This is a genomic window from Mariprofundus micogutta, from assembly GCF_001895085.1.
Classification (GTDB): domain Bacteria; phylum Pseudomonadota; class Zetaproteobacteria; order Mariprofundales; family Mariprofundaceae; genus Mariprofundus; species Mariprofundus micogutta.
Genome location: NZ_BDFD01000011.1, coordinates 36,982 through 62,279, shown reverse-complemented (window position 1 = coordinate 62,279; position 25,298 = coordinate 36,982). Strand labels below are relative to the sequence as shown.

24 protein-coding genes are annotated in these 25,298 nt (G+C 50.2%); 13 read left to right on the top strand and 11 right to left on the bottom strand.

Annotated elements, in window-relative coordinates; translation table 11 throughout:
• The first annotated feature begins 1 nt into the window (after position 1).
• A complete protein-coding gene (locus tag MMIC_RS07350) occupies positions 2 to 625 on the top strand; it encodes an OmpA family protein (protein WP_083530505.1) in 624 nt (207 codons plus the stop codon).
• Between the two features lie 189 nt (positions 626 to 814).
• Here the strand turns inward: MMIC_RS07350 and MMIC_RS07345 are convergent, their stop codons facing one another.
• The 5 genes from MMIC_RS07345 to msrA form a co-directional block, all read right to left on the bottom strand.
• Positions 815 to 2,068, bottom strand: coding sequence for a M48 family metallopeptidase (locus MMIC_RS07345; RefSeq protein ID WP_072659818.1), 1,254 nt, complete (start codon positions 2,066 to 2,068; stop codon positions 815 to 817).
• A gap of 109 nt (positions 2,069 to 2,177) precedes the next feature.
• A complete protein-coding gene (locus MMIC_RS07340; protein ID WP_072659817.1) occupies positions 2,178 to 3,167 on the bottom strand; it encodes a nicotinate-nucleotide--dimethylbenzimidazole phosphoribosyltransferase in 990 nt (329 codons plus the stop codon).
• A gap of 95 nt (positions 3,168 to 3,262) precedes the next feature.
• Positions 3,263 to 4,375 carry a 3-dehydroquinate synthase gene (aroB, locus tag MMIC_RS07335; RefSeq protein ID WP_072659816.1) on the bottom strand — a complete coding sequence of 371 codons (1,113 nt, stop codon included), beginning with the start codon at positions 4,373 to 4,375 and terminating at the stop codon, positions 3,263 to 3,265.
• 106 nt (positions 4,376 to 4,481) lie between these two features.
• Positions 4,482 to 4,970, bottom strand: a complete 489-nt coding sequence (gene msrB / locus MMIC_RS07330; RefSeq protein WP_072659815.1) for a peptide-methionine (R)-S-oxide reductase MsrB — start codon at positions 4,968 to 4,970, stop codon at positions 4,482 to 4,484.
• Complete coding sequence (gene msrA / locus MMIC_RS07325; protein WP_072659814.1) at positions 4,967 to 5,554, bottom strand: peptide-methionine (S)-S-oxide reductase MsrA; 588 nt, start codon at positions 5,552 to 5,554, stop codon at positions 4,967 to 4,969. Before msrA ends, msrB begins: the two co-directional genes overlap by 4 nt.
• A gap of 110 nt (positions 5,555 to 5,664) precedes the next feature.
• Between msrA and MMIC_RS07320 the strand changes: the two genes are divergently transcribed.
• Entirely contained in the window at positions 5,665 to 6,852 is a 1,188-nt protein-coding gene (locus MMIC_RS07320) for a BaiN/RdsA family NAD(P)/FAD-dependent oxidoreductase (protein WP_072659813.1), read from the top strand.
• Positions 6,853 to 6,917: 65 nt separating this feature from the next.
• Here MMIC_RS07320 and MMIC_RS07315 read toward each other — a convergent pair whose 3' ends face one another.
• From MMIC_RS07315 to dusB, 3 genes are read right to left on the bottom strand one after another with little or no spacing between them, the layout of a single operon-like run.
• Entirely contained in the window at positions 6,918 to 8,312 is a 1,395-nt protein-coding gene (locus MMIC_RS07315; protein ID WP_072659812.1) for a sigma-54-dependent transcriptional regulator, read from the bottom strand.
• Entirely contained in the window at positions 8,309 to 9,352 is a 1,044-nt protein-coding gene (locus MMIC_RS07310) for a two-component system sensor histidine kinase NtrB (RefSeq protein WP_227819409.1), read from the bottom strand. The genes MMIC_RS07315 and MMIC_RS07310 overlap by 4 nt, the downstream gene beginning before the upstream one ends.
• Positions 9,324 to 10,349: a tRNA dihydrouridine synthase DusB gene (dusB, locus tag MMIC_RS07305; RefSeq protein WP_072659811.1), complete on the bottom strand. Its 1,026-nt coding sequence runs from the start codon at positions 10,347 to 10,349 to the stop codon at positions 9,324 to 9,326. Before dusB ends, MMIC_RS07310 begins: the two co-directional genes overlap by 29 nt.
• 28 nt (positions 10,350 to 10,377) lie before the next feature.
• On the opposite strand from dusB, the gene yihA reads away from it, so the two are divergent.
• Positions 10,378 to 11,115 (top strand): ribosome biogenesis GTP-binding protein YihA/YsxC, encoded by a 738-nt coding sequence (gene yihA / locus MMIC_RS07300; RefSeq protein ID WP_227819408.1) that lies wholly within the window; start codon positions 10,378 to 10,380, stop codon positions 11,113 to 11,115.
• Here yihA and MMIC_RS07295 read toward each other — a convergent pair.
• Positions 11,112 to 11,393, bottom strand: a complete 282-nt coding sequence (locus tag MMIC_RS07295) for a Dabb family protein (RefSeq protein ID WP_072659810.1) — start codon at positions 11,391 to 11,393, stop codon at positions 11,112 to 11,114. The two genes, yihA and MMIC_RS07295, sit on opposite strands and share 4 nt — an antisense overlap.
• 176 nt (positions 11,394 to 11,569) lie before the next feature.
• Between MMIC_RS07295 and MMIC_RS07290 the strand changes: the two genes are divergently transcribed.
• The 6 genes from MMIC_RS07290 (at position 11,570) to MMIC_RS07265 (ending at position 16,374) form a co-directional block, all read left to right on the top strand.
• Complete coding sequence (locus tag MMIC_RS07290; protein WP_072659809.1) at positions 11,570 to 11,914, top strand: hypothetical protein; 345 nt, start codon at positions 11,570 to 11,572, stop codon at positions 11,912 to 11,914.
• 124 nt (positions 11,915 to 12,038) lie between these two features.
• The gene (locus MMIC_RS07285) at positions 12,039 to 12,584 is read left to right on the top strand and encodes a BPSL1445 family SYLF domain-containing lipoprotein (protein WP_072659839.1); all 546 of its coding nucleotides are present in this window, start codon (positions 12,039 to 12,041) and stop codon (positions 12,582 to 12,584) included.
• A gap of 123 nt (positions 12,585 to 12,707) precedes the next feature.
• Positions 12,708 to 14,522, top strand: coding sequence for a DUF1538 domain-containing protein (locus tag MMIC_RS07280; protein WP_072659808.1), 1,815 nt, complete (start codon positions 12,708 to 12,710; stop codon positions 14,520 to 14,522).
• The gene (locus MMIC_RS07275) at positions 14,509 to 14,874 is read left to right on the top strand and encodes a P-II family nitrogen regulator (RefSeq protein ID WP_072659807.1); all 366 of its coding nucleotides are present in this window, start codon (positions 14,509 to 14,511) and stop codon (positions 14,872 to 14,874) included. The genes MMIC_RS07280 and MMIC_RS07275 overlap by 14 nt, the downstream gene beginning before the upstream one ends.
• Positions 14,871 to 15,203: a hypothetical protein gene (locus MMIC_RS07270; RefSeq protein ID WP_072659806.1), complete on the top strand. Its 333-nt coding sequence runs from the start codon at positions 14,871 to 14,873 to the stop codon at positions 15,201 to 15,203. The genes MMIC_RS07275 and MMIC_RS07270 overlap by 4 nt, the downstream gene beginning before the upstream one ends.
• A 73-nt stretch (positions 15,204 to 15,276) precedes the next feature.
• A complete protein-coding gene (locus MMIC_RS07265) occupies positions 15,277 to 16,374 on the top strand; it encodes a tRNA-queuosine alpha-mannosyltransferase domain-containing protein (RefSeq protein WP_072659805.1) in 1,098 nt (365 codons plus the stop codon).
• Here the strand turns inward: MMIC_RS07265 and MMIC_RS07260 are convergent.
• Positions 16,364 to 16,927 (bottom strand): NnrU family protein, encoded by a 564-nt coding sequence (locus MMIC_RS07260; RefSeq protein ID WP_072659804.1) that lies wholly within the window; start codon positions 16,925 to 16,927, stop codon positions 16,364 to 16,366. The genes MMIC_RS07265 and MMIC_RS07260 overlap by 11 nt on opposite strands.
• A gap of 173 nt (positions 16,928 to 17,100) precedes the next feature.
• On the opposite strand from MMIC_RS07260, the gene MMIC_RS07255 reads away from it, so the two are divergent.
• The 4 genes from MMIC_RS07255 to sthA all read left to right on the top strand — a co-directional run bounded on the left by MMIC_RS07255 (position 17,101) and on the right by sthA (position 24,240).
• Positions 17,101 to 17,502, top strand: a complete 402-nt coding sequence (locus MMIC_RS07255; protein ID WP_072659803.1) for a rhodanese-like domain-containing protein — start codon at positions 17,101 to 17,103, stop codon at positions 17,500 to 17,502.
• Between the two features lie 91 nt (positions 17,503 to 17,593).
• On the top strand, positions 17,594 to 19,243 hold the full coding sequence (locus MMIC_RS07250) for an NAD(P)-binding protein (protein ID WP_072659802.1): 1,650 nt from the start codon (positions 17,594 to 17,596) through the stop codon (positions 19,241 to 19,243).
• A 12-nt stretch (positions 19,244 to 19,255) separates the two neighbouring features.
• Complete coding sequence (nifJ, locus tag MMIC_RS07245) at positions 19,256 to 22,858, top strand: pyruvate:ferredoxin (flavodoxin) oxidoreductase (protein ID WP_072659801.1); 3,603 nt, start codon at positions 19,256 to 19,258, stop codon at positions 22,856 to 22,858.
• Positions 22,855 to 24,240 (top strand): Si-specific NAD(P)(+) transhydrogenase, encoded by a 1,386-nt coding sequence (gene sthA / locus MMIC_RS07240; RefSeq protein ID WP_072659800.1) that lies wholly within the window; start codon positions 22,855 to 22,857, stop codon positions 24,238 to 24,240. The genes nifJ and sthA overlap by 4 nt, the downstream gene beginning before the upstream one ends.
• A 41-nt stretch (positions 24,241 to 24,281) precedes the next feature.
• Here the strand turns inward: sthA and bioB are convergent, their stop codons facing one another.
• Positions 24,282 to 25,268 carry a biotin synthase BioB gene (gene bioB, locus MMIC_RS07235; RefSeq protein WP_072659799.1) on the bottom strand — a complete coding sequence of 329 codons (987 nt, stop codon included), beginning with the start codon at positions 25,266 to 25,268 and terminating at the stop codon, positions 24,282 to 24,284.
• Positions 25,269 to 25,298: the final 30 nt, after the last annotated feature.

Sequence of the window (25,298 nt, the reverse complement as noted above, 5' to 3'; positions counted from 1 at the left end):
TATGTCCAAGTTAAAAGCCTATCTCATCGTATTATTACTGCCGTTGGTTTCCGGCTGTGCCACAATTGATGAATTTTTGTTTGATGCTCATCCGGACGGGACACCCATCAGACAAGAGCGCGCTCATGAGACTCCGGTTCAGAGCGCTCCTGAGACTGTGACGGCCGAGCCGGAATCTGTCCCGGAGGCTGCTAATGCTCAGCTCGAACCCGAACCAACCCCTGTTGCTGAGCCGGTAAGTGAGCAGCTATGGGTTAGAATTACATTTAAATCCGGACAGACTGGTCTGGCACCAGGTGCACGTTCTGCCTTGATGAAGGCAGCAGGAAAATTCAAATCGCAGCAGAACGATCAGCGTATTGCTGTGCGCGGGTACTGTGATGATGAGCCGATTGGTGGGTATGATGGTAAACAGAAGTCAGCCCATCACTATGATTCGCAGCTGACCCTGAGTCAGGCACGAGCGGATTCGGTCAGAGATGTGCTGATCAAAGCCGGTATAACATCCGATAAAATCACTGCTACAGGTCATGGCGCCACTGCTTTCATTGCCGATAATGCAACAGTCGAAGGTCGCAATAAAAACCGCAGAGTGGATATCTATCTGTTAGGAAACCAGCAATAGTGTGATGTCTCATCCTGAAATACGTTGACGTTTTTTAATTAAGCCGGTTGCCATTTGCAGCCGGCTTTTTTATGCGGCATCGCACAAAGTTCCGGAAGCTTTCTAACCGTGGGCTAACACATTTTCTTCAGCCACACTCAATCCTGTTGGTCCGCGATGCATGTCTTTCACTATCCAAACAAAACCAGCTTAAGTTGCTGTTTTGAGAAGCCGTTCAATATTGGCAATGCGAATAGGTGCAGGCGGATGTGAATCATTCCACGCACTGTAGACAGGGTCAGGCGTAAGTGTGCTGGCATTATCCTCATACATTTTTACTAGCGCACTGGCCAGGGCTTCGCCGCTGCTGTTGGTCACTGCATAAGCATCGGCTTCAAACTCATTCTTGCGCGAGAAAAAACTCATGATTGGCGATAATGCAAAGGTAAATCCCGGCATCACCAGCATAAACAGGAGCAGGGCGATATGGCTGGATGGGGTCTGAATGCCCAGCCCTGTGTAAAACCAGCTCTGCGCACTGAGCCAGCCGAGCAGGGCAAAACCGATCAATGTTGAGAATACCATGATGACCAGTCGCTTTTTGACGTGGCCGTGATGGAAGTGCCCCAATTCATGCGCCAGTACTGCTTCGGTTTCAATCGGCTGAAGCTGCTTGAGCAGGGTATCGAAAAAGACGATACGTTTGGCATTGCCAAGCCCAGTAAAGTAGGCGTTTCCATGGTTAGAGCGTTTCGAGCCATCCATCACAAAAAGTCCGTTGCTTTCAAAGCCGCAGCGTTTGAGCAGTGCTTCGATCGTTGATTTCATTTCACCATCAGGCAGCGGTTCGAATTTGTTAAACAGGGGCGCGATGAATGTCGGATATGCCCAGATCATGAGCAGCATAAATGCTGTCCAGAAACCCCATGCATAGAGCCACCACAGCTCTCCTGCGCCAAGCATCAGCGTCAGGATTACCCAGGCAATAGGTGCGCCGATGGCCAGCATCAGAGCCAGCTGTTTAACCATGTCAGAGATAAACAGGGCGGTAGTCATCTTGTTAAAGCCGAAACGCGATTCGATGGAGAAAGTTCCGTAAATCTCCAGCGGCAGTTCCAAGAGTTGGCCGATGAGGAAGAACAGCAACAGCACACTGACGCCTGTCCAGACTTCAGAAAGACCGAATGAACGCGACAGACCATCCAGCCATTCCAGGCCGCCACCAATGGTCCATAGTACCAGCAAGAGCAGACTAAAAACCTGGGCGATGCGGCCCAGCCCCAGTTTCGCAGTGGTATAATCAGCAGCCTTTTGATGTGCCGAAAGAGAAACTTTCTCTGCAAAATGTTCAGGAACAGCACCTCTGTTGGTCAGTACTGATGCCTTTTGCCTGATCGAGAGACACAGGCCTGTTAATGTGGCGATCGATGCAAAGCTGAATACGATCCATGTCCAAGTTGTCATGTTTACCATCCTGATAGTATTGAGTCACAAGCTAGCGCAGAGAGTTGTAAAGCCAATGCCAACTGGCTTAAGGGTATTGCAGCGTTATAACAACAGTGTGAACAAGCCGTTAATCTTCCAGCGACACCAGTCCGGCTTGTAGTGAAAGAGCAGATTGAATAACCGGTATTAGCAGTGTTGCGACTCTGGCTTCCCCGATGCTCTTGTTAAGTTCCATCAATGGCTCCAGACCGAGGTCATCGATGGCATGCCTTTGTCCGGCATTATCAGAGGAGACATGGCTGGCCAGCATCCAGCCTGCAATACGTACATCCCATGCTGCAGCGGCAAGAGCGGCGGCAGTGGATGCAAGGTCATCAAGCAGTACAGGTACGCCTTGATGTGCGGCAGCACGATAGAATCCGGCCATGGCGGCAAGTTCAAAGCCACCGAGCTCACGCAGAATATCATGCGATGGCGTGCCCTGTGTGCGACTAAGGGCCGCTTCAACTGCGATCAGCTCCTGAGCGTAAATTTCAGGACTGCCATTAGAACTGGAGCGCAGCACCTCTTCCGGGGAAAGGCCTACCAGTTCGGAAATAATGGCTGCAACAGAAACTTCATTGTTGGCAGAAATAGAACCGGCAATAAGCAGGTTGGCGCCATCAGCTATCATGCGATTGGCTATCTCTTCGCCGATACCCGTACTTTCCCAGTAGTCTCCCTGATCCATAGCGGCTTCCTGTGCGATATTGCCTGAACCTGTGCGTATCTTTGCTTGTTCAAGATCATCCATGTCAGCAAGCTTCTCACGCACGCCGAGATCAACGATAAGCAGCGAAGCACTTCCCTGTTTGCAGAGCTTGCGAATGATCGAGTTTTTATCAAGGGCAGCATGTGTCCGTTCGGCGGTAGTTGTGGACTCACCATAATCCACATCTGATGTAATATTATGATCGGATGCAAACAGGACTACGGCTGGCTTGATAGCATCAGGAATCTTTTTGCCCTGGCGCGTCGAGAACCAGGCCGCAATATCTTCCATCCGGCCCATACAGCCTGAGGGTTGGATTAAATTACTGTGGTATTCCTTATCCGGATATATGGACGGGATTTCCATGCCCTACTCCCCCTTGCCAGTCATGCCGTTTATACACGTTATGAAAGCAATATTCAGTATAGCTGCTTTTCGGTGATATGCGAACGCCACACTCATCATGTTGACTGGTACGAATCAATCAGATGTCGAATGGCATCGGGTTTCACATCCTCAGCCAGGAATGCTTCACCAATGCCTCTGAGCAGAATATAGCGGATACGACTGCCGACATTCTTTTTATCGTGTCCCATGGCATCAAGCCAGTGTTCGGCATCAAATGCAGGAACATCAACCGGAAGTCCGGCCGCTTGAAAGATGGCTCTGATTTGTGTTTCGATACCGTTCCCGGAAAATCCTAGCTGCTCGGATAGGCGGGCGGCCATCAATGTGCCGATGGCAACAGCTTCACCATGCAGATAGGTGCTGTAATGGGTCATCGATTCAATGGCATGGCCGAAGGTATGGCCCAGATTCAATAGCGCGCGCACCCCTTGCTCGGTTTCATCAGCCATGACGACTTCCGCCTTGTGGCGGCATGAAGTATGAATCATTTTACTGAGTACGGAGGCATCCAGATCAAGTGCTGCAGCCATATTGCTGTTCATCCAGTCGAAGAAAGAGGCATCCCGAATCAGACCGTATTTGATGGCTTCTGCAATGCCGGCTTTCACCTCACGCGGCTCCAGCGTATTGAGCACCAGTGAATCCACCCAGACCAGTCGGGGTTGGTAAAATGCACCGATCATATTTTTCCCATGCGGATGATTAATGGCAGTTTTTCCGCCAACGCTCGAATCCACCTGAGCCAGCACAGTGGTTGGCACCTGAATAAAGGGAATACCGCGGCGGTAACAGGATGCGGCAAAGCCGGTCATGTCGCCGACAACACCACCACCAAGCGCAATGACAGGTTCATTACGAGAGAGTTTGGCATCCATCAGTGCATCCATGATGAAAGCAAAACTTTCCATGGTTTTGTATCGCTCTCCATCAGCCAGAATACATTCGCTAACCTGCCACCCGGCTTGTTTCAATGAGGCGCGCAGGCGATCCATATATAGCGGTGCAATGGTGACATTGCTGACCACCATACAGCGGCTCGGTTTTTCAAACAGGCCAGCCATAGCCGGACCGATGTCATCAAGACAGCCGGGTTCAATGTGAATATCATAGGAGCGCGGACCCAGTTCGACGTGGTAAACCTGCGCTGTAGCACGTGTTTCAGTCATGAGCCGACTCTGACATTTAAAGGCCGATCAGAGAAGCCGGAAATATCCTCAGTCTGTTATCGCTTACTGATTGATGGCGTTTTGAAGCATCAGCGCCTGAACCGGCTCAGGCCGGGATGAATTTCAATGCTACGCCGTTATTGCACCAGCGTTGACCGGTAGGTTGCGGACCGTCATTAAACACGTGGCCCTGATGGCCACCGCAGCGGGCACAGTGGTATTCAGTGCGTGGCAGAATCAGTTTGAAATCGCGTTTGGTTTCAACGTTTCCCTCAATAGGCTGGAAAAAGCTCGGCCAGCCTGTGCCGCTGTCGAATTTGCTTTCAGAATCGAAGAGAGGCAAATCGCAGCCGGCGCAGGTATAGGTGCCTTTGCCGTACTCTTTGTTCAACGGACTGCTGAATGCGCGCTCTGTGCCTTCATTCCTCAACACTTCGAACTGCTCGGGAGTGAGTATGTCAGCCCACTGTTGTTCACTTCTTTCAATCTTATCAATCATAGCGGATTTCCTTTCATTGCCGGCAAAACCTGTACGAGATAAACCGGCCAGAACTGAGGCTGCAAGCGCAGCCTGTATAAATGTCCGGCGTTTCATTTTTTACCCCATAGCTGTTCAAGACGTTGATCGCGTCCGCAGTTATAACGGTAGAATTTATAGCGGACCGGATTCTTCAGGTAATAGTCCTGATGATAATCCTCAGCGGGCCAGAAACTGCCTGCAGCGGTGATTTCTGTAACGATATCCTCCTTAAAGGATTTGTTTTGCATCAGGGTTGCCTTTGAAACTTCGGCAGCCTGCTTTTGTGCTTCTGAATGATAGAAGATACCAGGCCGGTACTGTGTACCAACATCGCAGAACTGGCGATTTGCCGTGGTTGGATCGGAGTTGCGCCAGTAGACATCCAGCAGTTCCTTGTAACTGACTACTGAGGGATCAAAAACAATCTGTACGGCTTCGGTATGGCCGGTAATGCCAGCGGAAACCTCCTCATAAGTCGGGTTCTCTTTGCTGCCTCCGACATAACCGGAAGTTGTTGATATTACACCGTTCAATTCATCAAAAGGATGCTCCATGCACCAGAAACAGCCGCCGGCAAAGGTGGCCGATTCTGTTTTTTCTGCTGCGATTGCGGGAGCTACCATGATCATCACCATCCACATCAATATAATTTTTCTCATCAAACCTCCTGCTACTGAAGATTAGACGCTCTATCCGGTCAATCATTACAGCGGATTCTGAAGTGAAGATGAAACGTGCCTGAAGCTGGTCTTGCGGGCAGCATAAGGGCATGAAAGATGTAGATCTGATCGTGATCGGCGCAGGAGCTGCAGGTTTGATGTGTGCCGGTACGGCTGCCGGGTTCGGCAAGTCGGTGCTTGTACTCGATCACGCCGAAAAGGCTGGCAAGAAAATTCTGATTTCCGGTGGCGGGCGCTGTAATTTTACCAACCGTTTTGCTGGTCCGGCTAACTTTATTTCGGCAAACCCTCATTTCTGTAAATCGGCTCTGGCACGTTTCTCAGCAGCGGACTTTATCTCCTGGGTGGAGCAGAACGGCATAGCTTATCATGAGCGTGAGCATGGTCAGCTGTTCTGTGACGAATCAGCACGTGATATTCTCGATATGCTTTTGCAACCATGTCATGAATTCGGAAGCCGATTCATGCTGAATACAGAAATCCATGGCGTGGAAAAGCATGCATCGTTTGTAGTGAAGACCGACAAGGGTGATTTCAGTGCAGCGTCGGTAGCGATTGCAACCGGAGGGCTCTCCATTCCCAAAATGGGTGCCAGTGCGTTTGGCCTTAGAGTTGCCGAGGCCTTCGGATTGAATGTGATAGAGGCGAATCCGGGCCTGGTGCCGTTCACATTTACAGGAAAAGAGAAAGAGCGTTTGCAGACGCTGGCTGGCATCTCACTGGATGTCACAGTATCAAATCGAGGTACTGCATTCACTGAAGCCATGCTGTTCACCCATCGAGGTCTTTCCGGCCCGGCCATGCTGCAGATCTCATCTTACTGGCAGCCTGGCGATAGTCTTTGTATCAATCTGCTTCCGGCCTGTGATGTCAGGGCCTTGCTTGCCGAGAAATCTCAACAGAGGCCGGATGCGCAGCTGGCAACGGCACTCTCAGAAATATTGCCAAAGCGGCTGGTGCAATTGCTTTTCGATGCAGATTTGCGCGAGCTTCGTTTGAAGCAACTCAATCACAGACAGCTGGAACAGGTGTTGGAGACACTGCAGGGCTGGTCTCTCAAGCCCAATGGTACGGAGGGCTACCGTACTGCCGAGGTGACCACTGGCGGCGTCGACACCAATGAACTCTCATCGAAAACCATGCAGAGCAATAAAGTTCCCGGTCTATATTTTATCGGTGAAGTGGTAGATGTGACTGGCCATTTGGGAGGTTTTAACTTCCAGTGGGCCTGGTCATCAGGTTATGCCGCAGGCATGGCTATCGCAGGCATTATTTAGTTCTTTTCCGTAAAAGAACTAAAGATAACCGGGGATGAATACAGCAACATGCCCAAGTCTTTACTCTAACGAAAATATTGCGGATCGATATCGTATTTACGCAGTAACTTTCGCACGGTATTGCGATTCAGCCCAAGCATATCAGCAACCTTGAGTTGATTACCGTTACACTTTTCCATCGCCAGTACCAACAGCGGTGGTTCGACCTGTTCAAGCAGGTGTTGATGCAGATTGATAGCCTGCGCATAGCCAAGCTGATTCAGATAACTGCGGGTACAGCGCGTAACCGCATCGGAGAGGGTTTCTTCACCCTTTTGCATATTATCCACATTGCCAAGTGCCAGAGCCACATCGGACAGTGTGATGCTGGCTCCCGGTGTCAGCACTGCGAGCCTGCGCATGACATTTTTCAATTCACGCACATTGCCGGGCCAGTCATGACGACTTAACAGATCGGCTGCATCATCGAGCAGGATCGGGGCTTTCATACCCAGTTCTTCAACAGCCTGATCCAGCAGAAAGTTGGCCAGTTCATGAATGTCGTCACGGCGCTCGCGCAGTGGTGGAATATGCACAGGAATAACATTCAGACGGTAATAGAGGTCTTCGCGGAACTCTCCTTTGGCAATCTTTTTCGGAAGATGCTGATGGGTCGCTGCAAGCAGACGCACATTCACCGTTTTTGACTGGCTGCCGCCGACACGCTGAACGCGTCCCTCTTCCAGTACGCGCAGCAACTTGGCCTGCAGAGCTGCCGGCATATCACCGATTTCATCAAGAAACAGTGTGCCTCCGTCAGCCTGTTCAAACCTGCCTTCACGCGTCTTGTCGGCTCCGGTAAATGAGCCTTTTTCGTGGCCGAATAATTCTGATTCCAGCAGTTCAGCAGGAATAGCTGCGGTATTGATAGCAATGAACGCGCTGTCGGATCGCTGACTGCGTTCGTGGAGAGTTTTAGCGACCATCTCCTTGCCTGTTCCCGATTCACCGGTAATCAATACTGTCAGGTCGGATGCGGCTACCCGCCCTAATGTGCGGAATAGATTTTGCATCGCCTGACTGCGGCCAATGATCAGGTCCTTTTTTTCGGCGTGGGCCGGTTTTAGTTTTTCTTTTACCGGGCGTACACGCTGAACCAGCTGACGCACTTCATCGAGATCAAACGGTTTGGGAAGATATTCCATAGCACCGATACGATAGGCCTCGGCGGCATGGCCGAAGGTTGTTTCTGCAGTGAGCATCACAACCGGCATCGTCAATGCACCGGTCGCGAGAAAATCCATGCCATTGCCATCTGGCAGGTAAACATCCAGAAACGTAATGCCGATGTCGTGATCGAGCAGTGCTGCCTCGGCTTCTCCGATAGAGCCTGCCTGAATGACTTCCAAATCCTCTTCCTGCAGTACCCGATCCAGAATCCAGCGGATTCCTTCATCATCATCTATCACCAATGCCTTCATGGCTGGTTCTCCTCTGTTATTTCACGCTTGACCGGCAACTGTAATGTCAGCGTAGTGCGCCCATTTTCACTCTTCAATTTTACCCGGCCGCCATGCTCAACCATGACGCGTTCAACCAGTGCCAGACCCAGCCCGCTGCCGCGTTTTTTGCCTGTGACATAAGGCTCGAACAGGCGATCCTGCAGCTCTTCCGGGATTGTTGCGCCGTCGTTGGTAATCGCGATTTCAATCACCTGACCATGATGCCCGGGCAGGTGCACCAGCGGTGCCATGCGTGTTTGCCACTCGATTCTATTGTCGGCTGCTTCCACAGCATTCTGCCACAGGTTTTCCAGTGCCTGCCTGAATCTGGCCGGATGCACCATGGTTTCCGGCAGGCTGGGATCAAAAACACGACCGACATGAATCCCATCCTGATACTGGATGACATCCTGAATCAGGGTGTGAATATTGGTCAGTTCCATCTGCACAGATGCACGTGGGCCAACCTGTAGAAAATTATCGATTCGATCACGAATGCGATCTACCCCGACCAGCATCTGTTCGACTGCCTCGCGACTAGCGGTGGACATATCCTGTTCGGATAACCACTGCGTTGCACCGCGAAGTGCAGCCAGAGGGTTTTTTACTTCATGTGCCATTTCCAATGCAATGCGTGCCACAGCTTCGGCCATCTCATGGCGCTTGGTATGCTGGTCGACTTCCACACGATGAGCTTCCGGGACAATGATCGCGGATAGTCCCTCTTCATGTGAACTCATATGAAGAGATGCCGGCATACGTGTTGAAAGTATGCAAATCTGATGGCTGGAAACACTGCTGTGAGGAGTCAGACGTTTGAATAACTCATCAATCTCGGCTTTGGGTGAAAAGATATCATTCAGGTGCAGGCCGATCAGATGTTTGTTTGAATGCCCCAGCATTTCCTGAGCCAGAATGTTGGTTTGAGTGATGCGGCAGTCATGGTCGAGCAAAATCATCGGCAAGGGAAGTGCCGAGAGAGCTACGGAATCAGGCGGCATGCGCCAGTTCGCCGGCATGATCATCTTCAGCAAGGCTAAGGAAATAGGCTTCAGCACTGTCGAGCATCTGCTGCCAGTCAGGCATGACTTGAAAATGACTACGAAAATCTGCAGATCCTCTCAGGCCCTTGCTGTACCAGAGCACATGTTTGCGGGCCATTTTGGAGGCAAACTGAACACCGTGGTGCTCGGCAAGATTGTGCATATGTTCAAGCACAATAGCACAGCGCTGCTCAGCAGTAGGTGGGGCTGGTTGCGGCTGATCGGTAAGGGCGGCGTAGACTTCGCCCAGCACCCATGGATTTCCTTGTACGGCGCGACCCACCATCACACCATCACAGCCGGAAATGCGTATCATTTCTTTAGCTGACTCAGCACCAACCACATCGCCATTGCCGATCACAGGGATTGAAACGGCTGCTTTGGCCAGGCCAATATCTTCCCAGCTGGCATGCCCATGAAACATTTGTGCGCGTGTGCGACCATGCACAGTGAGCAACTGAATGCCTGACTCTTCGGCGATGCGTGCAATATTTTCAACATTCTTGGAAGAGTCATCCCAGCCGGTTCGAATCTTCAATGTTACCGGTACTTCCACTGCTTTAACCACGGCTTCCAGTACACGTGCGACAAGCGGTTCATCTCTGAGCATGGCGGATCCGGCGGTCTGTTTGCAGATTTTCTTCACCGGGCAGCCCATATTGATATCGACAAAGTCTGCACCATGATCAACGGCCCAGCGCGCGGCTTCACAGACAAAGACCGGATCGGAGCCGGCAATCTGAATTGATGCCGGATGTTCATCGGCACCAAGCTCAGCCATGCGCTCAGTGCGAACGCGACCCATATCTATTGCGCGTGATGCGATCATTTCGGTGACCACAAGGCCGACACCAAAGCGTTTGCAGATTTTGCGAAATGGAAGGTCGGTGATACCGGCCATGGGGGCCAGCACCAGTGGTACATCGATTTGATGATCTCCCAGCTTGAAGCCGGGAAGTAGTTTGTTACTCATGGGGTTTATCTATCCTGCTGCCTAAATATTGGGCAATCATACTGAATCGATATCAATCCACCAGCCTTATTCACTGTCTCCACTGCTGCTTGCTACTGATCCCGGCAATCGTCAGCTTTGCGCCATGAGCAGTGATCAGGAAAAAAAGGCCATCCACTGGCCGAATACACACTTTGTGCAGTCGGTTGCCGATCCGAAGATGTTTCCAGACATCGATTTGCCCCAAATTGCAGTGGCCGGCCATTCCAATGTGGGTAAATCATCATTGATGAATGCCCTGTTCGGGCGCAAAGGTCTGGTTAAGACCTCCAAGAATCCGGGCTGTACCCGATTGCTGAATCTGTTCGAAGTGGATGAGCAAGTCATGTTGGTGGACCTGCCGGGTTACGGATATGCACGCGCGCCGAAAAAAGAACAGAAGCGCTGGATCAGTATGATTGATGGCTATCTGGCTCATTCCGATCTGAAGCTGGTGTTGCTGCTGCTAGATATCCGGCATGGACCGAAAGATTCCGATATGCAGTTGATCGAATACCTGAATGAGGTGGGACTACGCTGGATTCCTGTTGCCACCAAGGCCGACAAACTGTCCGGCAATAGTCGCGCCAAGCGATTGAAAGAGATGACTGAAGCCATGGGTGGTATGCTTAGCCCGATGCCAACCTCCAGTTCAAAAGGCATAGGTATCGATAAGTTGCGAGCTCTGCTTCAGAAGGAGATTTTCAAATCTCCTTACGATGACCTTCTCATCGGCAGAGAAGATTAAACTTCGTAATCAACCACGGTACGGGCAATTGCTGCACCCTTCACAAGTGGAATGACTGCTACGTGTTCCGGGTGTGCCTGATAAATCTCCAGCGCAGCTTTATCTGCCAACTCTGAATAGAGTACAACATCAGCTGATTGTTCTGTCTCCAGAAAATCAATTCCGACCTCGATCCTGATCAGTCCCGGAATTTTGCCAGCCAAAGCTTCCAGCCGCGTTTTGATCTCCGCCGCATCAGCCTTATCTCTCAATTTCCACATTACGATATGCTTGACCATATTGTCTCCTGAAAAGCCTAAAGACTAACCATCTATATTTAGTCTGTTTTATGCAATCATTAAGCAAATAATCTTATGCAAACAGGGGATGAGTTTATGTATAGATACACTGCTCTAATCACTTATGTTGTAATTATCTGGTGAGTGTCGGCGACACTGCCTGTGAGGTGTAAACTATGAGCCAGTTCACGCAAGCGCTTAGCGCAAGGGGAACATCCGATTTTAAGACGGTGCTCAAGAGGGAGATAGAAGGGCTGTCGGTTAATGAGTTGCCTCTGCAGCAGGGGCTTACAACAGGCAGCTATGCACTGGATCGTGATATTGAAGCTATGGTACTTAAAACCTGGGAGTCCGATGATTTCATCCATGTGAAGGCAGGAGTATTCTACAAAAGCATTATTGCCGGATGCAGCTGTGCAGATGATCCGACGCCGATAGATGAGGTTGATGAACATTGTGAAGTGATGATCGAAATCGACAAAATTTCGGCAGAGGCTACGATCAGATTGCTGCAGGGTTAAGCAAGGGTCTGCAGGGGCCTTGTTCGACAGATACCGTTGCATTCAGGCACACTCAGCTCGGACAAACAGGTCTATTTTTGCTATAGTATTGATACAGGAACAAAAGGAGGTTCATATGAAAACTATGACGATTCGTTCCATTTTAGTTCTTTTGACCCTTGCATTTGGTCTACACAGCATTCCTGCTGCCGATGCGGCAAGCAAGGCAGAGATTGATGCCAAGGTGAATGCGACCATCTCCACTTTCTATTCACAGGTAAAATCCGGTAAGGAGTTGGCGAGAAAGGCTGTGGGTATTCTGGTGTTCCCCGAAGTATTCAAGGCCGGTTTTGTTGCCGGAGGTGAATATGGTGAAGGCGCGATGCGTGAAGGTGGAAAAACCACGGGTTATTATAATACTGCCGCTGCTTCTATCGGCTTTCAGCTGGGGGCCCAGATGAAATCTCAGGTGATTATGTTTATGACCCGAGATGCACTTAAGGCTTTCAAGGCCAGTGATGGATGGAAGGCTGGTGTGGATGGCAGTGTTGCACTGATTACGGTCGGTGCCGGTGGTGAAATTGATACGAATACCATCAAAGATCCGATTATCGGATTTATCTTCTCCAATAAGGGGCTGATGTATAATCTTACCTTTGAAGGCAGCAAAATCTCTAAAATGAAAAAATAACAGATGCTGAGCCGGGTTAAGCCCGGCTCAATCCATTTCCAGAACACGACACTTCAATCAGGCACAAGCAGTTTATGGCTTAATTCTTGCTTCCCCATAAGAAAAATCCCTAGGGGGCCGTGCATGAATGAGGAGCATTCAGGCAGTAGTGCTGAGAGCATCAGGTTTTCTACATACTTGCGTTATACCTGTGTTAATCAGACGACTGTAAGTTTCAACGCTGTATCCGAACAGCTTAAAATCAAAGCGGAAACAGATGGGGCCGGCCCGGGTTTAGGGCTGCGGGTGCTTGACTGGTTCAGGTTACTGTTTCCATACACCAGGGATATGCTGGTTGAGCAGATGAAGGCAGTTCTGCCATTGGTATTCTATATCGCCATATTTACAGTGCTGGTGTTGCACCAGTCCTTATCTGACCCAATCGTCGTAAGTGCCGGTGTGGCAGCGATTATTCTGGGCCTGATGTTGTTCATGGAAGGCTTGAAACGAGGCCTTATGCCTTTTGGTGAGGCCATTGGCGTAACACTGCCTGCCAAAGCCAAGCTGCCGGTTGTCATGCTGATTGCCATGCTGCTGGGCATTGGTGTGACCTTTGCTGAGCCTGCTATCGGGGCTCTGAAAACAGCAGGCTCTATTGTCGATGTTGAAAAGGCACCCTATTTGTATGCCCTGCTGAATGAGTGGTCAGGCACGCTGGTGCTGGTTGTAGGTGTCGGTGTTGGTCTTGCTACTGTATTGGGTACGCTCAGGCTGCTGAATGGGTGGAGCCTGAAGCCATTGATATTCGCGGCATTGATTCCAACATTGTTGTTAACGGTTGTCTGTATGCTTGATGCGAACCTTTCGCAGGTCATCGGCCTTGCCTGGGATTGTGGCGCAGTCACAACCGGACCGGTAACAGTTCCATTGGTGTTGGCTCTGGGCATTGGTATGGCTGAGGCAGCAGGCAAAGGAAAATCACCTTTGGCTGGTTTCGGTATTGTTACCATGGCATCGCTGTTTCCAATTTTGGGTGTGCTGTTGCTGGCGCTGTTTGTTGCGAGCAATACGACGCCTGAAGCGATTATTCTTGCAGCCCAACAGTTGTCGGCGGCTTCCGCTTCAGTTGAGCAGTCAGTCTGGTATCAGGTGACTCCGGGGCAGGAAATCCTTGGTGGCATGCAAGCAATTGTTCCTCTGGTTGTATTTTTGATGATAGTTATGAAATTTGTCATTCGTGAAGATTTAAGCCGTCTGGCCATTGTCATGTATGGCATTACGCTGTGCGTGTTGGGTATGATTATTTTTAACCTCGGCCTGACATTTGGTCTGGGGAAAATCGGAGCAATGGTTGGAGCCATGTTGCCCGGAGCTTTCGCCTTAATTGATACGATTGCTAATTCACCGCTCTATTCATTCACGCTCGGTATGACCATTGCCCTGATCTTTGCCTGGCTGCTGGGTTTTGGCGCCACGTTAGCTGAACCGGCCCTCAATGCCTTGGGCATGACTGTGGAAAACCTGACTCAGGGCAGCTTCAGGAAATCCATGCTGATGTATGCCGTATCATTGGGCGTGGGCACAGGCATTACGCTGGGAGTGATGAAAATCGCCTTTGATTTCCCGCTGGCCTATATGTTGATTCCACTCTACCTGTTGGCTTTGTTGCTAACGCTTTTTTCCACGGAAGAGTATGTGAACATCGCATGGGATAGTGCAGGTGTTACGACAGGTCCGGTTACGGTTCCACTTGTCCTTGCCATGGGGTTGGGGCTGGGTAATGCCGTGGATGTGGTCGAAGGCTTTGGCATTTTGTCCATGGCCTCTATTGCACCGATAATTTCAGTGCTGACAACGGGTTTATGGGTGAGCTGGAAGGTGAAACGTCGCCACAAGCAGGTGGATGAACATACACCGAAAAGTAAACCAATGGGAGAAATTCAATATGAGCCAACGTAATATAATTACATTGAGTGACGTATCGCTGGTGACCTGCATGGTGCAACGAAAACTTGCTGATGACGTAATAAGGTCTGCTCAGGATGTTGGTGCCCAGGGTGCTACGGTCCATTTTGCACATGGCGTTGGCGCACATGAACTGCTTGGTATTTTGAGCGTTGCCGTGGATGTAGAAAAAGAGGTGATCAATATTCTGGTGCCTGATGGGGAGATCGATCAGGTATTTGAATCCATGTTCCTGGCCGGAAAGCTGGATACGCCGGGTATGGGTTATATCTATGTCACAAAACTGGAAAAAGCTGCTACATACGTGCACCCGGAAGTTCTGGCTGAGCTGGGAATCAAGACATGAAGACGGCAAACAAACTGATTACATGTATCGTGCCTGAGGGTTTGGGGAAGCCGGCTATAAAGGCTCTGTATGAAACCTATGGGACAGCTTCTGCAGATTTCCACGTGGCAAGTGGTATCGGAAAATCCGCGATGTATTCGGAGCACAGCCTGGGGCAGAGGACCGAAAAGGATATTATCACAGTGATGGTTTCTCTTGAGCAGGCTGAGGACGTTTTCGCATTTCTTTATCAACAAACAAATATAAATCGTCCGCATGGTGGAATCATTTATATGAATGATCTGAGTCATGCCAGTGACTATTCTGTTCCTGAGATCGCAGGGGATTGATTTTAGAACTGATCGGGCACTGATAAACCAATTTCATCGTTGTGGAAGGCCTGGAAATATCGAACAATAGGGCATGCGTATCCTTTTGCTCTCCGCTTATGATGCAACCAGCCACAGGCAATGGCGGCGGGGGCTGGTAACGCATCTCAACGAACATGAGTGGACGGTTTTAACGCTGCCCGACAGGCATTTTTCATGGCGGATTCGTGGCAATGCCCTTTCCTGGGCTACAGAGCAAAAAGACCTACTGCAGCAACCATTCGATCTTATTGTTGCCACATCAATGGTTGATCTTGCCACCCTGAGAGGCCTGGTTTACCAGCTCGCGGCAACACCGACTCTGCTTTATTTTCATGAAAACCAGTTCGCTTACCCTGAGTCAGGCCATGCCCATAGCAGTGTCGAAGCACAGATCACTTCAATCTACAGTGCGATGGCAGCAGACCGTCTGTTGTTCAATTCGGAATACAACCGCAAGACATTTCTGCTGGGTGCAACAGGACTATTGAAAAAGATGCCCGATCATGCGCCGTTATCAGCACTTGAAATACTGGAGCATAAAAGCGCCGTGCTTGCCGTACCGGTTGATGATATATGCGTTGAGCACAGGCAAACCAGGGGCGATCTGCCAGTCACACTGGTTTGGAACCATCGCTGGGAATACGACAAAGGACCCGAGCGTCTCTATCTGGTATTAAAAGAGCTATCTCGTTGCAGGCTGGATTTTCAAATACACATTCTGGGTCAGCAGTTCCGTAAGCGACCGGATGCCTTTGCAATGATAAACAATGAATTCGGAGAGCAGATTCTAAGCTGGGGTTATATCGAGGACAGGAATGCCTATCTGCAAATATTACAGCAGTCAGATATCGTGTTTTCCACTGCGCTGCATGATTTTCAGGGCCTTGCCATGCTCGAGGCGATAGCCGCGGGATGCGTACCTGTTGCGCCGAATCGCCTGGCCTATCCTGAGTATATTTCTACAAACTTGTTGTCAGATTCTTATGAATGCGAAGCCGAGCACGATGCGATTGCCATCGCTGCTATGATTATGCGCGTCGCGGACAATATAGATGAATACCGTACAGATATTCCCGATATTGCCGGGAAATCATGGGCAGGCATGGTAGAGAGCTACCGCAGAGAGTTGGGGCGCCTGACTACTCCATGATTGGCACGCCCGCGATGGATGCGTGGAAGAACATAATTAGTGTGTAAATCACGGCAGTGATGACCAGTACGATACCATCGCCTTTAAAGGTAAGTGGGCCAGCAGAAGGCCGGGCACCGCGTTGATTGGCTGAGAACATGGCAAACAGTGAGTAGATCAGAAATGCACCAAACATTGTGACAGAAGCCAGATCACCATTGGCCAGCAGGTGACCGGTCGACCATGCTGTAATACCCCAGAGCATGGGATGAGCGCTTACTGTTTTGATACTGGTTGGAAACTTCATTTGTGCAGCAATCACACCATATAGTGCGAACAGCATCAGCAGGCTGGTTACGTGCCTTCCCCATGATGGTGGCTCGTAGACATCAACAAACTCAGCTTCACCCATACCCATCACTATCAGCACCATGCCGGCAAGCGAGACCAGTGCAAAAAGCCCCTTGAATGCTTTTTCGCCCAGCTTGTTTTTCAAAGCTGCATACAGTGGTTTTACACTGGGTAGCAGATGTATGGCGAAGAAAATGATCAAGCCTAAGCGTAGCGTATTCATTGGTGCACCCCTTCTCATAGTGTCTGTTCGGTCGAAACTTTATGGCCAATAAATGAATAATATGTGAATGTTGCCTTATACGGTGAGATTTTAGGAGATGATGACTTATTGCCATGCGGGCAACATAAATTCGGAAGCACTGAATGAATCTGCACTTCCCTAAAGGAGAAATTATGAATCAATCTGCATCCGGGTTTCTTTTGATCGGCTTGTTCAGCCTGCTGTGTGCCTGCACGCTGTTTGAAAGTAGCGCTGAAAAAGTAAGCCAACAGCAACTGCTTGAGCGCATGGCTGCGCAAGAAGAGATGTTAATCCTGGATGTGCGAACACCGGGTGAATACAGCGAAGGATATATCGGCAATGCGATCAACATCGATCACCGCGAAATTGAGGAACGACTGGCAGAAATTACGGCGTTTAAAAACAAGCCCGTCATAGTCTACTGCTATTCGGGCATGCGTGCAGGAATGGTGGAAGCGAAGTTGATAGAACATGGTTTTACTCAAGTCCAGCATCTGGATGGTGACTGGTCGGCATGGCAGGACGCGGGACTGGCTTCGACAAAACCGAAATAGCCCTTTTTGTATTATACTCTTTCAGGCTATTTTAGATTATAGTTGTTCGCCTCGTTGGTATACGAATATTTTTGAATGTGAGAGTGACTTTATGAGCTCAAAAAAATATATGACAGGTAGTCTTGACCTGACTAAACATGATGCCGGAACTGGAGCGCACCGCTCGCGAAAACCGGTATATATGGATTTTTTACCACCGTGTAATCACGCCTGTCCCGCAGGCGAAGATATTCAGGCATGGCTGGCACTGGCGCAGGCCGGAGAATATGAGGCGGCCTGGCAAAAACTGTTGGAGAATAACCCGTTTCCGGCCATTCACGGTCGTGTCTGTTATCATCCGTGTGAGACAGCCTGTAATCGAAATTATACCGATGATACCGTGAGCATCCATGCCGTGGAGCGCTTCCTTGGTGACCTGGCCATGGAGAAAGGCTGGAAGCCTGAGTTTGATGCGCCTGCAGGTGGCAAGCGCGTATTGATTGTTGGTGCAGGTCCTTCGGGTCTGTCAGCGGCCTATCATCTGGTTCGTCTTGGCCATGAGGTGGAAATTCGTGAAGCTGGCCCGGTAGCCGGGGGCATGATTCACTTTGGGATTCCAGCATATCGGATGCCGCGTGCCGAGTTGAATCAGGAGATTCAGCGTGTTGTTGATATGGGTGTCAAAATCACACTGGATTATCGTGTTGATGATATCGAAAAAGAAAAATCTGAAGGTAATTTCGATGCGGTATTTATCGCAGTAGGTGCACATCTGAGTAAAAATATCGAAATTCCGAGCCGCGATGCACGTAAAATGATGGATGCGGTGAGCTTTCTGAAAAGTGTGGAAAATGGTGAAGATCTGCAGCTGGGGCGTCGCGTTGCGATTTACGGCGGAGGCAATACAGCTATGGATGCGGCGCGCACTGCCAAACGTCTGGGAGCTGAAGAGGCAGTCATTATTTATCGTCGTGACCGCGCCAGCATGCCAGCGCATGATTTTGAGGCTGATGAGGCTATTGAAGAAGGCGTGAAGATTAACTGGCTGCGTACGATCAAAGAGATCGATTGCACCACCATGACCGTTGAGGTGATGGAGCTGGATGAGAATGGACGCCCGCAACCTACTGGTGAAACTGAAACTCTTGAAACTGACGCGCTGATTATGGCCGTAGGGCAGGATACTGATACCGGCTTCCTCAAGCAGGTTGAAGGAATTGAATTCAACTGGGATGGCACGGTCAACGTTGGCCCGAATATGATGACCGGTGCTGAAGGTGTATTTGCCGGTGGCGACATGGTTCCATCCGAGCGTTCAGTGACCATTGCAACCGGGCATGGCAAAAAAGCAGCGCGTTATATCGATGCATGGCTGCGTGGCGAAAGCTACAAGCCTGCAGCCAAACATCCGATTGTTGAGCATGAAAAATTACAGCTCTGGTACAGCACTGAAGCGCCGAAACGTAAACAGGGTGAACTCTCGCCTGAATCGCGCCTCGGTGGTTTCGAAGAAATTCTCAAAGGTTACAGTGAAAAAGAGGCGCTGTTTGAAGCCAAACGCTGCCTCTCATGCGGCAACTGCTTTGAATGTGATGGTTGCTACGGTTCTTGCCCGGAAGATGCGATTATCAAGCTCGGTAAAGGTAAGCGCTATTTGTACGACTATGACAAATGTACAGGCTGTGCTTCATGTTTCGAGCAGTGCCCATGCCATGCGATTGAAATGGTTGATGAAAACGCAAACAAAGCAGTTCAGGAATAAGGATCGGCTACGATGACAGATAATAACAAAGCCAAACAGGTTACATTTGACGGCGGCACTGGTGTTGCCCATATCGCTTACCGGGTCAGCGAAATCTGCTCGATTTATCCGATCACACCTTCTTCAGATATGGCCGAGCTGTGCGACCAATGGTCAGCTCAGGGCAAGGAGAACATCTGGGGCCAGGTTCCGGATGTGATGGAATTACAATCTGAAGGTGGTGCTGCGGGTACTGCCCACGGTGCATTGCAGACCGGTGCGCTGACAACAACCTTTACTGCATCGCAGGGCCTGCTGCTGATGATTCCGAATATGTACAAGATTGCAGGTGAGCTGACTTCAGCCGTATTCCATGTGGCAGCCCGCTCACTGGCTACGCAGGCACTGTCCATTTTCGGCGATCATCAGGATGTCATGGCAGCACGCATGACCGGTTTTGCCATGCTCTCCTCAGCCTCTGTGCAGGAAGCGCATGATTCAGCCCTGATTGCCCACGCGGTAACACTGAAAGCACGTGTACCGTTTATGAACTTTTTCGATGGTTTTCGCACCTCACATGAAATCAACAAAATCAGCCTGATTTCTGATGATCAGATCAGGGCAATGATTGATGATGAACTGGTGTATGAACATCGTCGTCGTGCACTGAACCCGGACAATCCGTTTATCCGCGGAACCGCACAGAACCCGGACGTCTATTTCCAGGGCCGTGAATCGGCCAATCAGTTTTATGATGCAGTGCCGGGCATGGTACAGGAATCTATGGATCAGCTGGCTGAACTGACGGGACGTCAGTATCATCTGTTTGATTATTTTGGCGCTGAAGATGCCGAATCTGTCATCATAGTTATGGGTTCTGGTGCCCAGACGATTGAAGAGGCAGTCAAAGTGCTCAATGCACAGGGTGCGAAACTGGGTGTAATTACTGTACGCCTGTTCCGTCCGTTCTCTCGCGAACATCTGATTGCAGCGCTGCCGGTGACAGTGAAAAAAATCGCCGTACTGGATCGCACCAAGGAGTTGGGCGCACGCGGGGAGCCACTGTATCAGGATGTTATGGCTTCGCTGTCCGAGTCGGTTATGGTCGGTGACATGGCGGTACTGCCGCATGTGATTGGTGGCCGTTACGGGCTTTCTTCAAAAGAGTTTACCCCGGCCATGGTGAAAGCCATTTATGATGAGCTGAAGAAAGATAATCCGAAGAACAACTTCACGGTTGGCATTAATGATGATGTAACTTTTACCAGCCTGGAAGTGGATCATAGCTTCATCATTGAGCCGAACAATGTGACCCGTGCATTGTTCTACGGACTGGGTTCCGATGGAACTGTTTCGGCCAACAAAAACAGCATCAAGATTATCGGTGAAAATACACCGCTGCATTGTCAGGGTTATTTCGTTTACGATTCCAAGAAGGCAGGTTCTCAGACTGTTTCTCACCTGCGTTTCGGTCCTGATCCGATTCGAGCCCCCTACCTCGTGGATTCAGCAAACTTTATTGCCTGCCATAAAGCATCGTTTATCAATCAGGTGGAGATGCTGGATAAGGCGGCACAGAACGGCGTATTCCTGCTTAACAGCCCGACTCCGGCCGATCAGGTATGGAATGACCTGCCGAAACATGTGCAGCAGTCGATTATTGATAAGAATGTAGAATTCTACGTGATTGATGCCTCGACCGTTGCCCGCAATGCAGGCATGGGGCGTCGTATCAATACCATCATGCAAACCTGTTTCTTTGCACTGTCGGGTGTGTTGCCGCGTGATGAAGCGATTGCACAGATTAAAAAGGCCATTGAGAAGACCTATGCCCGTAAAGGTATGGATGTGGTTGAGCAGAACTTCAAGGCTGTAGATGCTGCCCTTGATCATCTGCACAAGGTTGAAGTTACCAGTGTTACTACCAGCCACCATGATATGGATCTGATGGTGCCGGTACGTGCGCCGGAGTTTGTTCAGGACGTGATTGCTCCGATGCTGGCTGGTAAAGGTGATGATTTGCCTGTTTCCAAGGTTCCTGTGGATGGTACTTATCCATCCGGATCTGCGCAGTGGGAAAAACGCAATGTTTCCGATTTTGTGCCGAAGTGGGAGCCGGATGTATGTATCCAGTGCGGTAACTGTTCTTTTGTCTGCCCGCATAGCGTGATTCGTGCCAAGTTCTATCATGAAGACCATCTGGCCAAGGCTCCGGAAGGTTTCCCCTCTGCAGAAGTTTCTGCGCGCGGCTTCCCGGAAACACGTTATACCTTGGAAATTTATCAGGAAGACTGCACCGGCTGTGAAATGTGCGTGAACGCATGCCCGGCTTTCGATTTGACAGATGCATCCAAAACTAAGAAAGCCATTAATATGACAGCAAAAGCACCACTCATGGAGCAGGGGCGTAAAGATGTGGAATTTTTCGAAACGCTGCCGGTGAATGACCGTGCGACTATTGATTATTCATCCGTGCGCGGTACTCAGTTCCTCGAACCGCTGTTTGAATTTTCGGGAGCCTGCTCCGGTTGTGGTGAAACACCTTATGTGCGTCTGCTGACGCAGCTGTTCGGACCGCGCCTGCTGGTTGCAAATGCCACAGGTTGCTCTTCTATTTACGGTGGTAACTTGCCTGCAACGCCATGGACGTCGAACAAGGATGGGCGTGGGCCTGCCTGGTCGAATTCGTTGTTTGAAGACAACGCGGAATTCGGTCTGGGTATGCGTATTGCGGCCGATCACCATACGCATATGGCCAAGCAGGAGCTTGATAAGATGCGTGGCCAGTTTGATGATTATTTCGTAGACGAAATTATTCATGCTGACCAGAGCATCGGTTATGAGGTGACCCAGCAGCGTGAGCGTGTGGAGAAGCTGAAGCTGGTGCTTGAAGGCATGGATACACCGCAGGCGAAAAATCTGCTTACTGTGGTCAACCATCTGGTACGTCGCAGTGTCTGGCTGATTGGTGGTGATGGCTGGGCTTATGATATCGGTTCATCCGGACTCGACCATGCGCTGGCATCCGGACGAAATATCAACGTACTGGTGCTCGATACCGAAGTGTATTCGAACACAGGTGGTCAGGCCTCCAAATCGACACCGATTGGTGCGGTAGCCAAATTTGCTTCGGCGGGCAAACCGGTGGGTAAAAAGGATCTGGCTCTGCAGGCGATCTCCTACGGTAATGTTTATGTGGCACGAGTTGCCATGGGAGCCAATCCGCAGCAGACATTGCTGGCCATGCGCGAAGCCGAAGATTACCCGGGACCATCGATTATTCTGGCTTACAGCCATTGTATCGCCCACGGTATCGACATGACCAAAGGCCTGCATCAGCAGGATATAGCTGTGCAATCCGGCTACTGGCCGCTGATTCGATACAACCCGATGCTGCGTCAGGCTGGCAAAAGACCGTTTGTTCTCGATTCTCCAACTCCAACGATGAAGGTGAAGGACTACGCCTACACCGAGATGCGTTACAAATTGCTGCAGAAGAATGATCCGGAAGAATCAGAGCGTCTGATGAAGCTGGCTCAGGAATCTGTTGATCTGCGTTGGGCAACCTATGAACACATGGCTCAACAGGATCCATCCGAATTTCAACCCATGGATAGTCTGGAATCGCCTGTATGAATGAATCAGGACGCGATTACGATGTCCTGATTGTTGGTTCGGGCCCTGCCGGACAGCACGCCGCCTGGCAGGCTGCTCGCATGGGCAAAACCGCCGCAATTATTGAGCGCAAACCAAGTATTGGTGGCGCAGGTCTGCAAACGGGAACTATTCCCAGCAAGGCATTGCGTGAAGCCGCTTACCTGTCATCGAGAAGCAGTGATCAGGGCATGCGCGAGGGGCATACCAGCTCCCGTTACGGTGTTTTGGCAGCTGCTATGCGTCGTAAAGATATGGTGGTTACTCAGCAGGAGTCGGTAATCGTAAAACGCCTGCTTAAATCGGGCGCTGCTCTTATTCCGGGCGAAGCATCGTTTGTTGATGAGCATACGCTTGAGGTGATTGATTCAAAGGGTACGTTCAAACGTTTATCAGCTGACGTGATTTTGCTGGCAACAGGCTCAAGGCCACGGCGTCCGTCTGATGTGCCGTTTGATAAGAAGACAGTGCTGGATTCGACTTCAATTCTGAAGCTCAAGAGATTGCCGAAAAGTCTGGTGGTGATCGGCGGCGGTGTGATTGCCTGTGAATTTGTATCCATTTTTGCAGCTCTTGGTGTGGAGGTCAGCGTGGTTGATTCGCATGAACAACTGCTTGCTTACCTCAGTGAAGATGTGGTCGGTGTGTTGGCTGAATCATTTGAAAATATGGGTGTGCAGCTGCATATGAAACAGCGCGTTGTTGCTATTCGTAAAGAAGAGGGTCGTACTTTGACGCTGCTGGAGTCAGGCAAGAAACTGTATAGCGATGCTGTTCTCTATGCGCTTGGACGTGAGCCCAACTCACAAAGTTTGAATACAGCCAAAGTTGGTTTTGAACTGGATAAGGGCTGGATTGAAGTGAATGAACATTTTCAGACCAGTGTGCCGCACATCTATGCTGTGGGCGATCTGATAGGCAGACCGGCGCTGGCTTCAACCGGTATGGAACAGGGACGTACAGCTGTGCTGCACGCCTTTGGTGAAACAGGTCAGTCCATGCCTGAAAATCTGCCGATGGCGATTTATGCTATTCCGGAGATTTCATGGGTGGGCAAAACCGAGAAAGAAGCCAGGCGTGATAAAATTGATTACGTGGTAGGCCGCGGTTTCTACAAAGAGAGTGCTCGCGGTCAGATTATCGGTGATGCCAATGGTCTGGTGAAGCTGATTGTTGATGCTAAAAGCCACAAACTTATCGGCGCGCATATTGTTGGAGAACATGCCAGTGAGCTGATCCATACCGGTCAGCTGCTCATGCATTTCAACGGTACAGTTCACGATCTGGTCGCCAATGTATTCAATTATCCCACATTGGCTGAGTGTTATAAGCTGGCTGCACTGGATTGCCAGCAAAAACTCTGATCAGTTATCTCCCGATGTTTTCATGCATCCTCAGTGGTGATTCAAGCATTCACCATGCGGCGGCTTGAAGGAACAGGTTTTTCCATCGGGCGCAGTCCGAGTTTGGCAAACAGTTTTTGATCATTCTCGGCATCCTGGTTGCCGGTCGTCAGAAGTTTCTCACCATAGAAAATAGAGTTGGCTCCGGCGAGGAAACAGAGGGACTGCATCTCTTCAGACATCTCTTCACGACCGGCGGAAAGTCGCACATGTGAGCCCGGCATCGTGATGCGGGAGACTGCAATGGTGCGAATGAATTCAAAGTTATCCAGATCACCGGCAAACTGTGCATCATTTGCAACAGGTGTGCCCTCCACTTTCACCAGCATATTGATTGGCACTGATTCCGGGTGTGGGCTCATGCGAGCCAGCTGGGCTACAAGCCCAGCACGATGACTCCGTGTTTCACCCATGCCGACAATACCACCACAGCAGACACTCATGCCATTGGCACGTACATGTTTCAGGGTGTCGAGACGTTCATCATATGTGCGGGTAGAGATAATCTCTTTGTAGTATTCCGGATCGGAATCGAGGTTGTGATTGTAGTAGTCCAGTCCGACCTCTTTGAGGTGTGCAGCCTGATCAGCATTGAGCATACCAAGGGTGGCACAGGCTTCCATGTCCATCTCCTTGATTTCGGAAATCATGTCGCAGACCAGTTCAAAAGCACGTCCTTTGGGCTCACGCCATGCTGCACCGATACAGAATCGAGATGCGCCCTTCTCTTTGGCGATTTTGGCGGCGGCGATGACCTGTTCTTTTTTCATCAGCAGTTCAGATTCCACATCAGTGTTATAACGCGATGACTGAGGGCAGTATTTGCAGTCTTCTGGGCAACCGCCGGTTTTAATCGATAACAGTGTGGATAATTGCACTTCATTGGCATCGAAATGGGCACGATGGGCCTGTTGAGCACGGAACATCAGATCATTAAATGGCAGTTCAAACAGTGCCTCAATCTCATCTACACTCCAGTCGTATCGCATAAGTTCTCCTGTTATACACTCTGTTAACCT

Coding starts and splice junctions, on each gene's coding strand:
- MMIC_RS07350 (WP_083530505.1), top strand. CDS start 2: ATGTCCAAGTTAAAAGCCTATCTCATCGTATTATTACTGCCGTTGGTT.
- MMIC_RS07345 (WP_072659818.1), bottom strand. CDS start 2,068: ATGACAACTTGGACATGGATCGTATTCAGCTTTGCATCGATCGCCACA.
- MMIC_RS07340 (WP_072659817.1), bottom strand. CDS start 3,167: ATGGAAATCCCGTCCATATATCCGGATAAGGAATACCACAGTAATTTA.
- aroB (WP_072659816.1), bottom strand. CDS start 4,375: ATGACTGAAACACGTGCTACAGCGCAGGTTTACCACGTCGAACTGGGT.
- msrB (WP_072659815.1), bottom strand. CDS start 4,970: ATGAAACGCCGGACATTTATACAGGCTGCGCTTGCAGCCTCAGTTCTG.
- msrA (WP_072659814.1), bottom strand. CDS start 5,554: ATGAGAAAAATTATATTGATGTGGATGGTGATGATCATGGTAGCTCCC.
- MMIC_RS07320 (WP_072659813.1), top strand. CDS start 5,665: ATGAAAGATGTAGATCTGATCGTGATCGGCGCAGGAGCTGCAGGTTTG.
- MMIC_RS07315 (WP_072659812.1), bottom strand. CDS start 8,312: ATGAAGGCATTGGTGATAGATGATGATGAAGGAATCCGCTGGATTCTG.
- MMIC_RS07310 (WP_227819409.1), bottom strand. CDS start 9,352: ATGCCGGCGAACTGGCGCATGCCGCCTGATTCCGTAGCTCTCTCGGCA.
- dusB (WP_072659811.1), bottom strand. CDS start 10,349: ATGAGTAACAAACTACTTCCCGGCTTCAAGCTGGGAGATCATCAAATC.
- MMIC_RS07295 (WP_072659810.1), bottom strand. CDS start 11,393: ATGGTCAAGCATATCGTAATGTGGAAATTGAGAGATAAGGCTGATGCG.
- MMIC_RS07290 (WP_072659809.1), top strand. CDS start 11,570: ATGAGCCAGTTCACGCAAGCGCTTAGCGCAAGGGGAACATCCGATTTT.
- MMIC_RS07285 (WP_072659839.1), top strand. CDS start 12,039: ATGACGATTCGTTCCATTTTAGTTCTTTTGACCCTTGCATTTGGTCTA.
- MMIC_RS07280 (WP_072659808.1), top strand. CDS start 12,708: ATGAATGAGGAGCATTCAGGCAGTAGTGCTGAGAGCATCAGGTTTTCT.
- MMIC_RS07275 (WP_072659807.1), top strand. CDS start 14,509: ATGAGCCAACGTAATATAATTACATTGAGTGACGTATCGCTGGTGACC.
- MMIC_RS07270 (WP_072659806.1), top strand. CDS start 14,871: ATGAAGACGGCAAACAAACTGATTACATGTATCGTGCCTGAGGGTTTG.
- MMIC_RS07265 (WP_072659805.1), top strand. CDS start 15,277: ATGCGTATCCTTTTGCTCTCCGCTTATGATGCAACCAGCCACAGGCAA.
- MMIC_RS07260 (WP_072659804.1), bottom strand. CDS start 16,927: ATGAATACGCTACGCTTAGGCTTGATCATTTTCTTCGCCATACATCTG.
- MMIC_RS07255 (WP_072659803.1), top strand. CDS start 17,101: ATGAATCAATCTGCATCCGGGTTTCTTTTGATCGGCTTGTTCAGCCTG.
- MMIC_RS07250 (WP_072659802.1), top strand. CDS start 17,594: ATGAGCTCAAAAAAATATATGACAGGTAGTCTTGACCTGACTAAACAT.
- nifJ (WP_072659801.1), top strand. CDS start 19,256: ATGACAGATAATAACAAAGCCAAACAGGTTACATTTGACGGCGGCACT.
- sthA (WP_072659800.1), top strand. CDS start 22,855: ATGAATGAATCAGGACGCGATTACGATGTCCTGATTGTTGGTTCGGGC.
- bioB (WP_072659799.1), bottom strand. CDS start 25,268: ATGCGATACGACTGGAGTGTAGATGAGATTGAGGCACTGTTTGAACTG.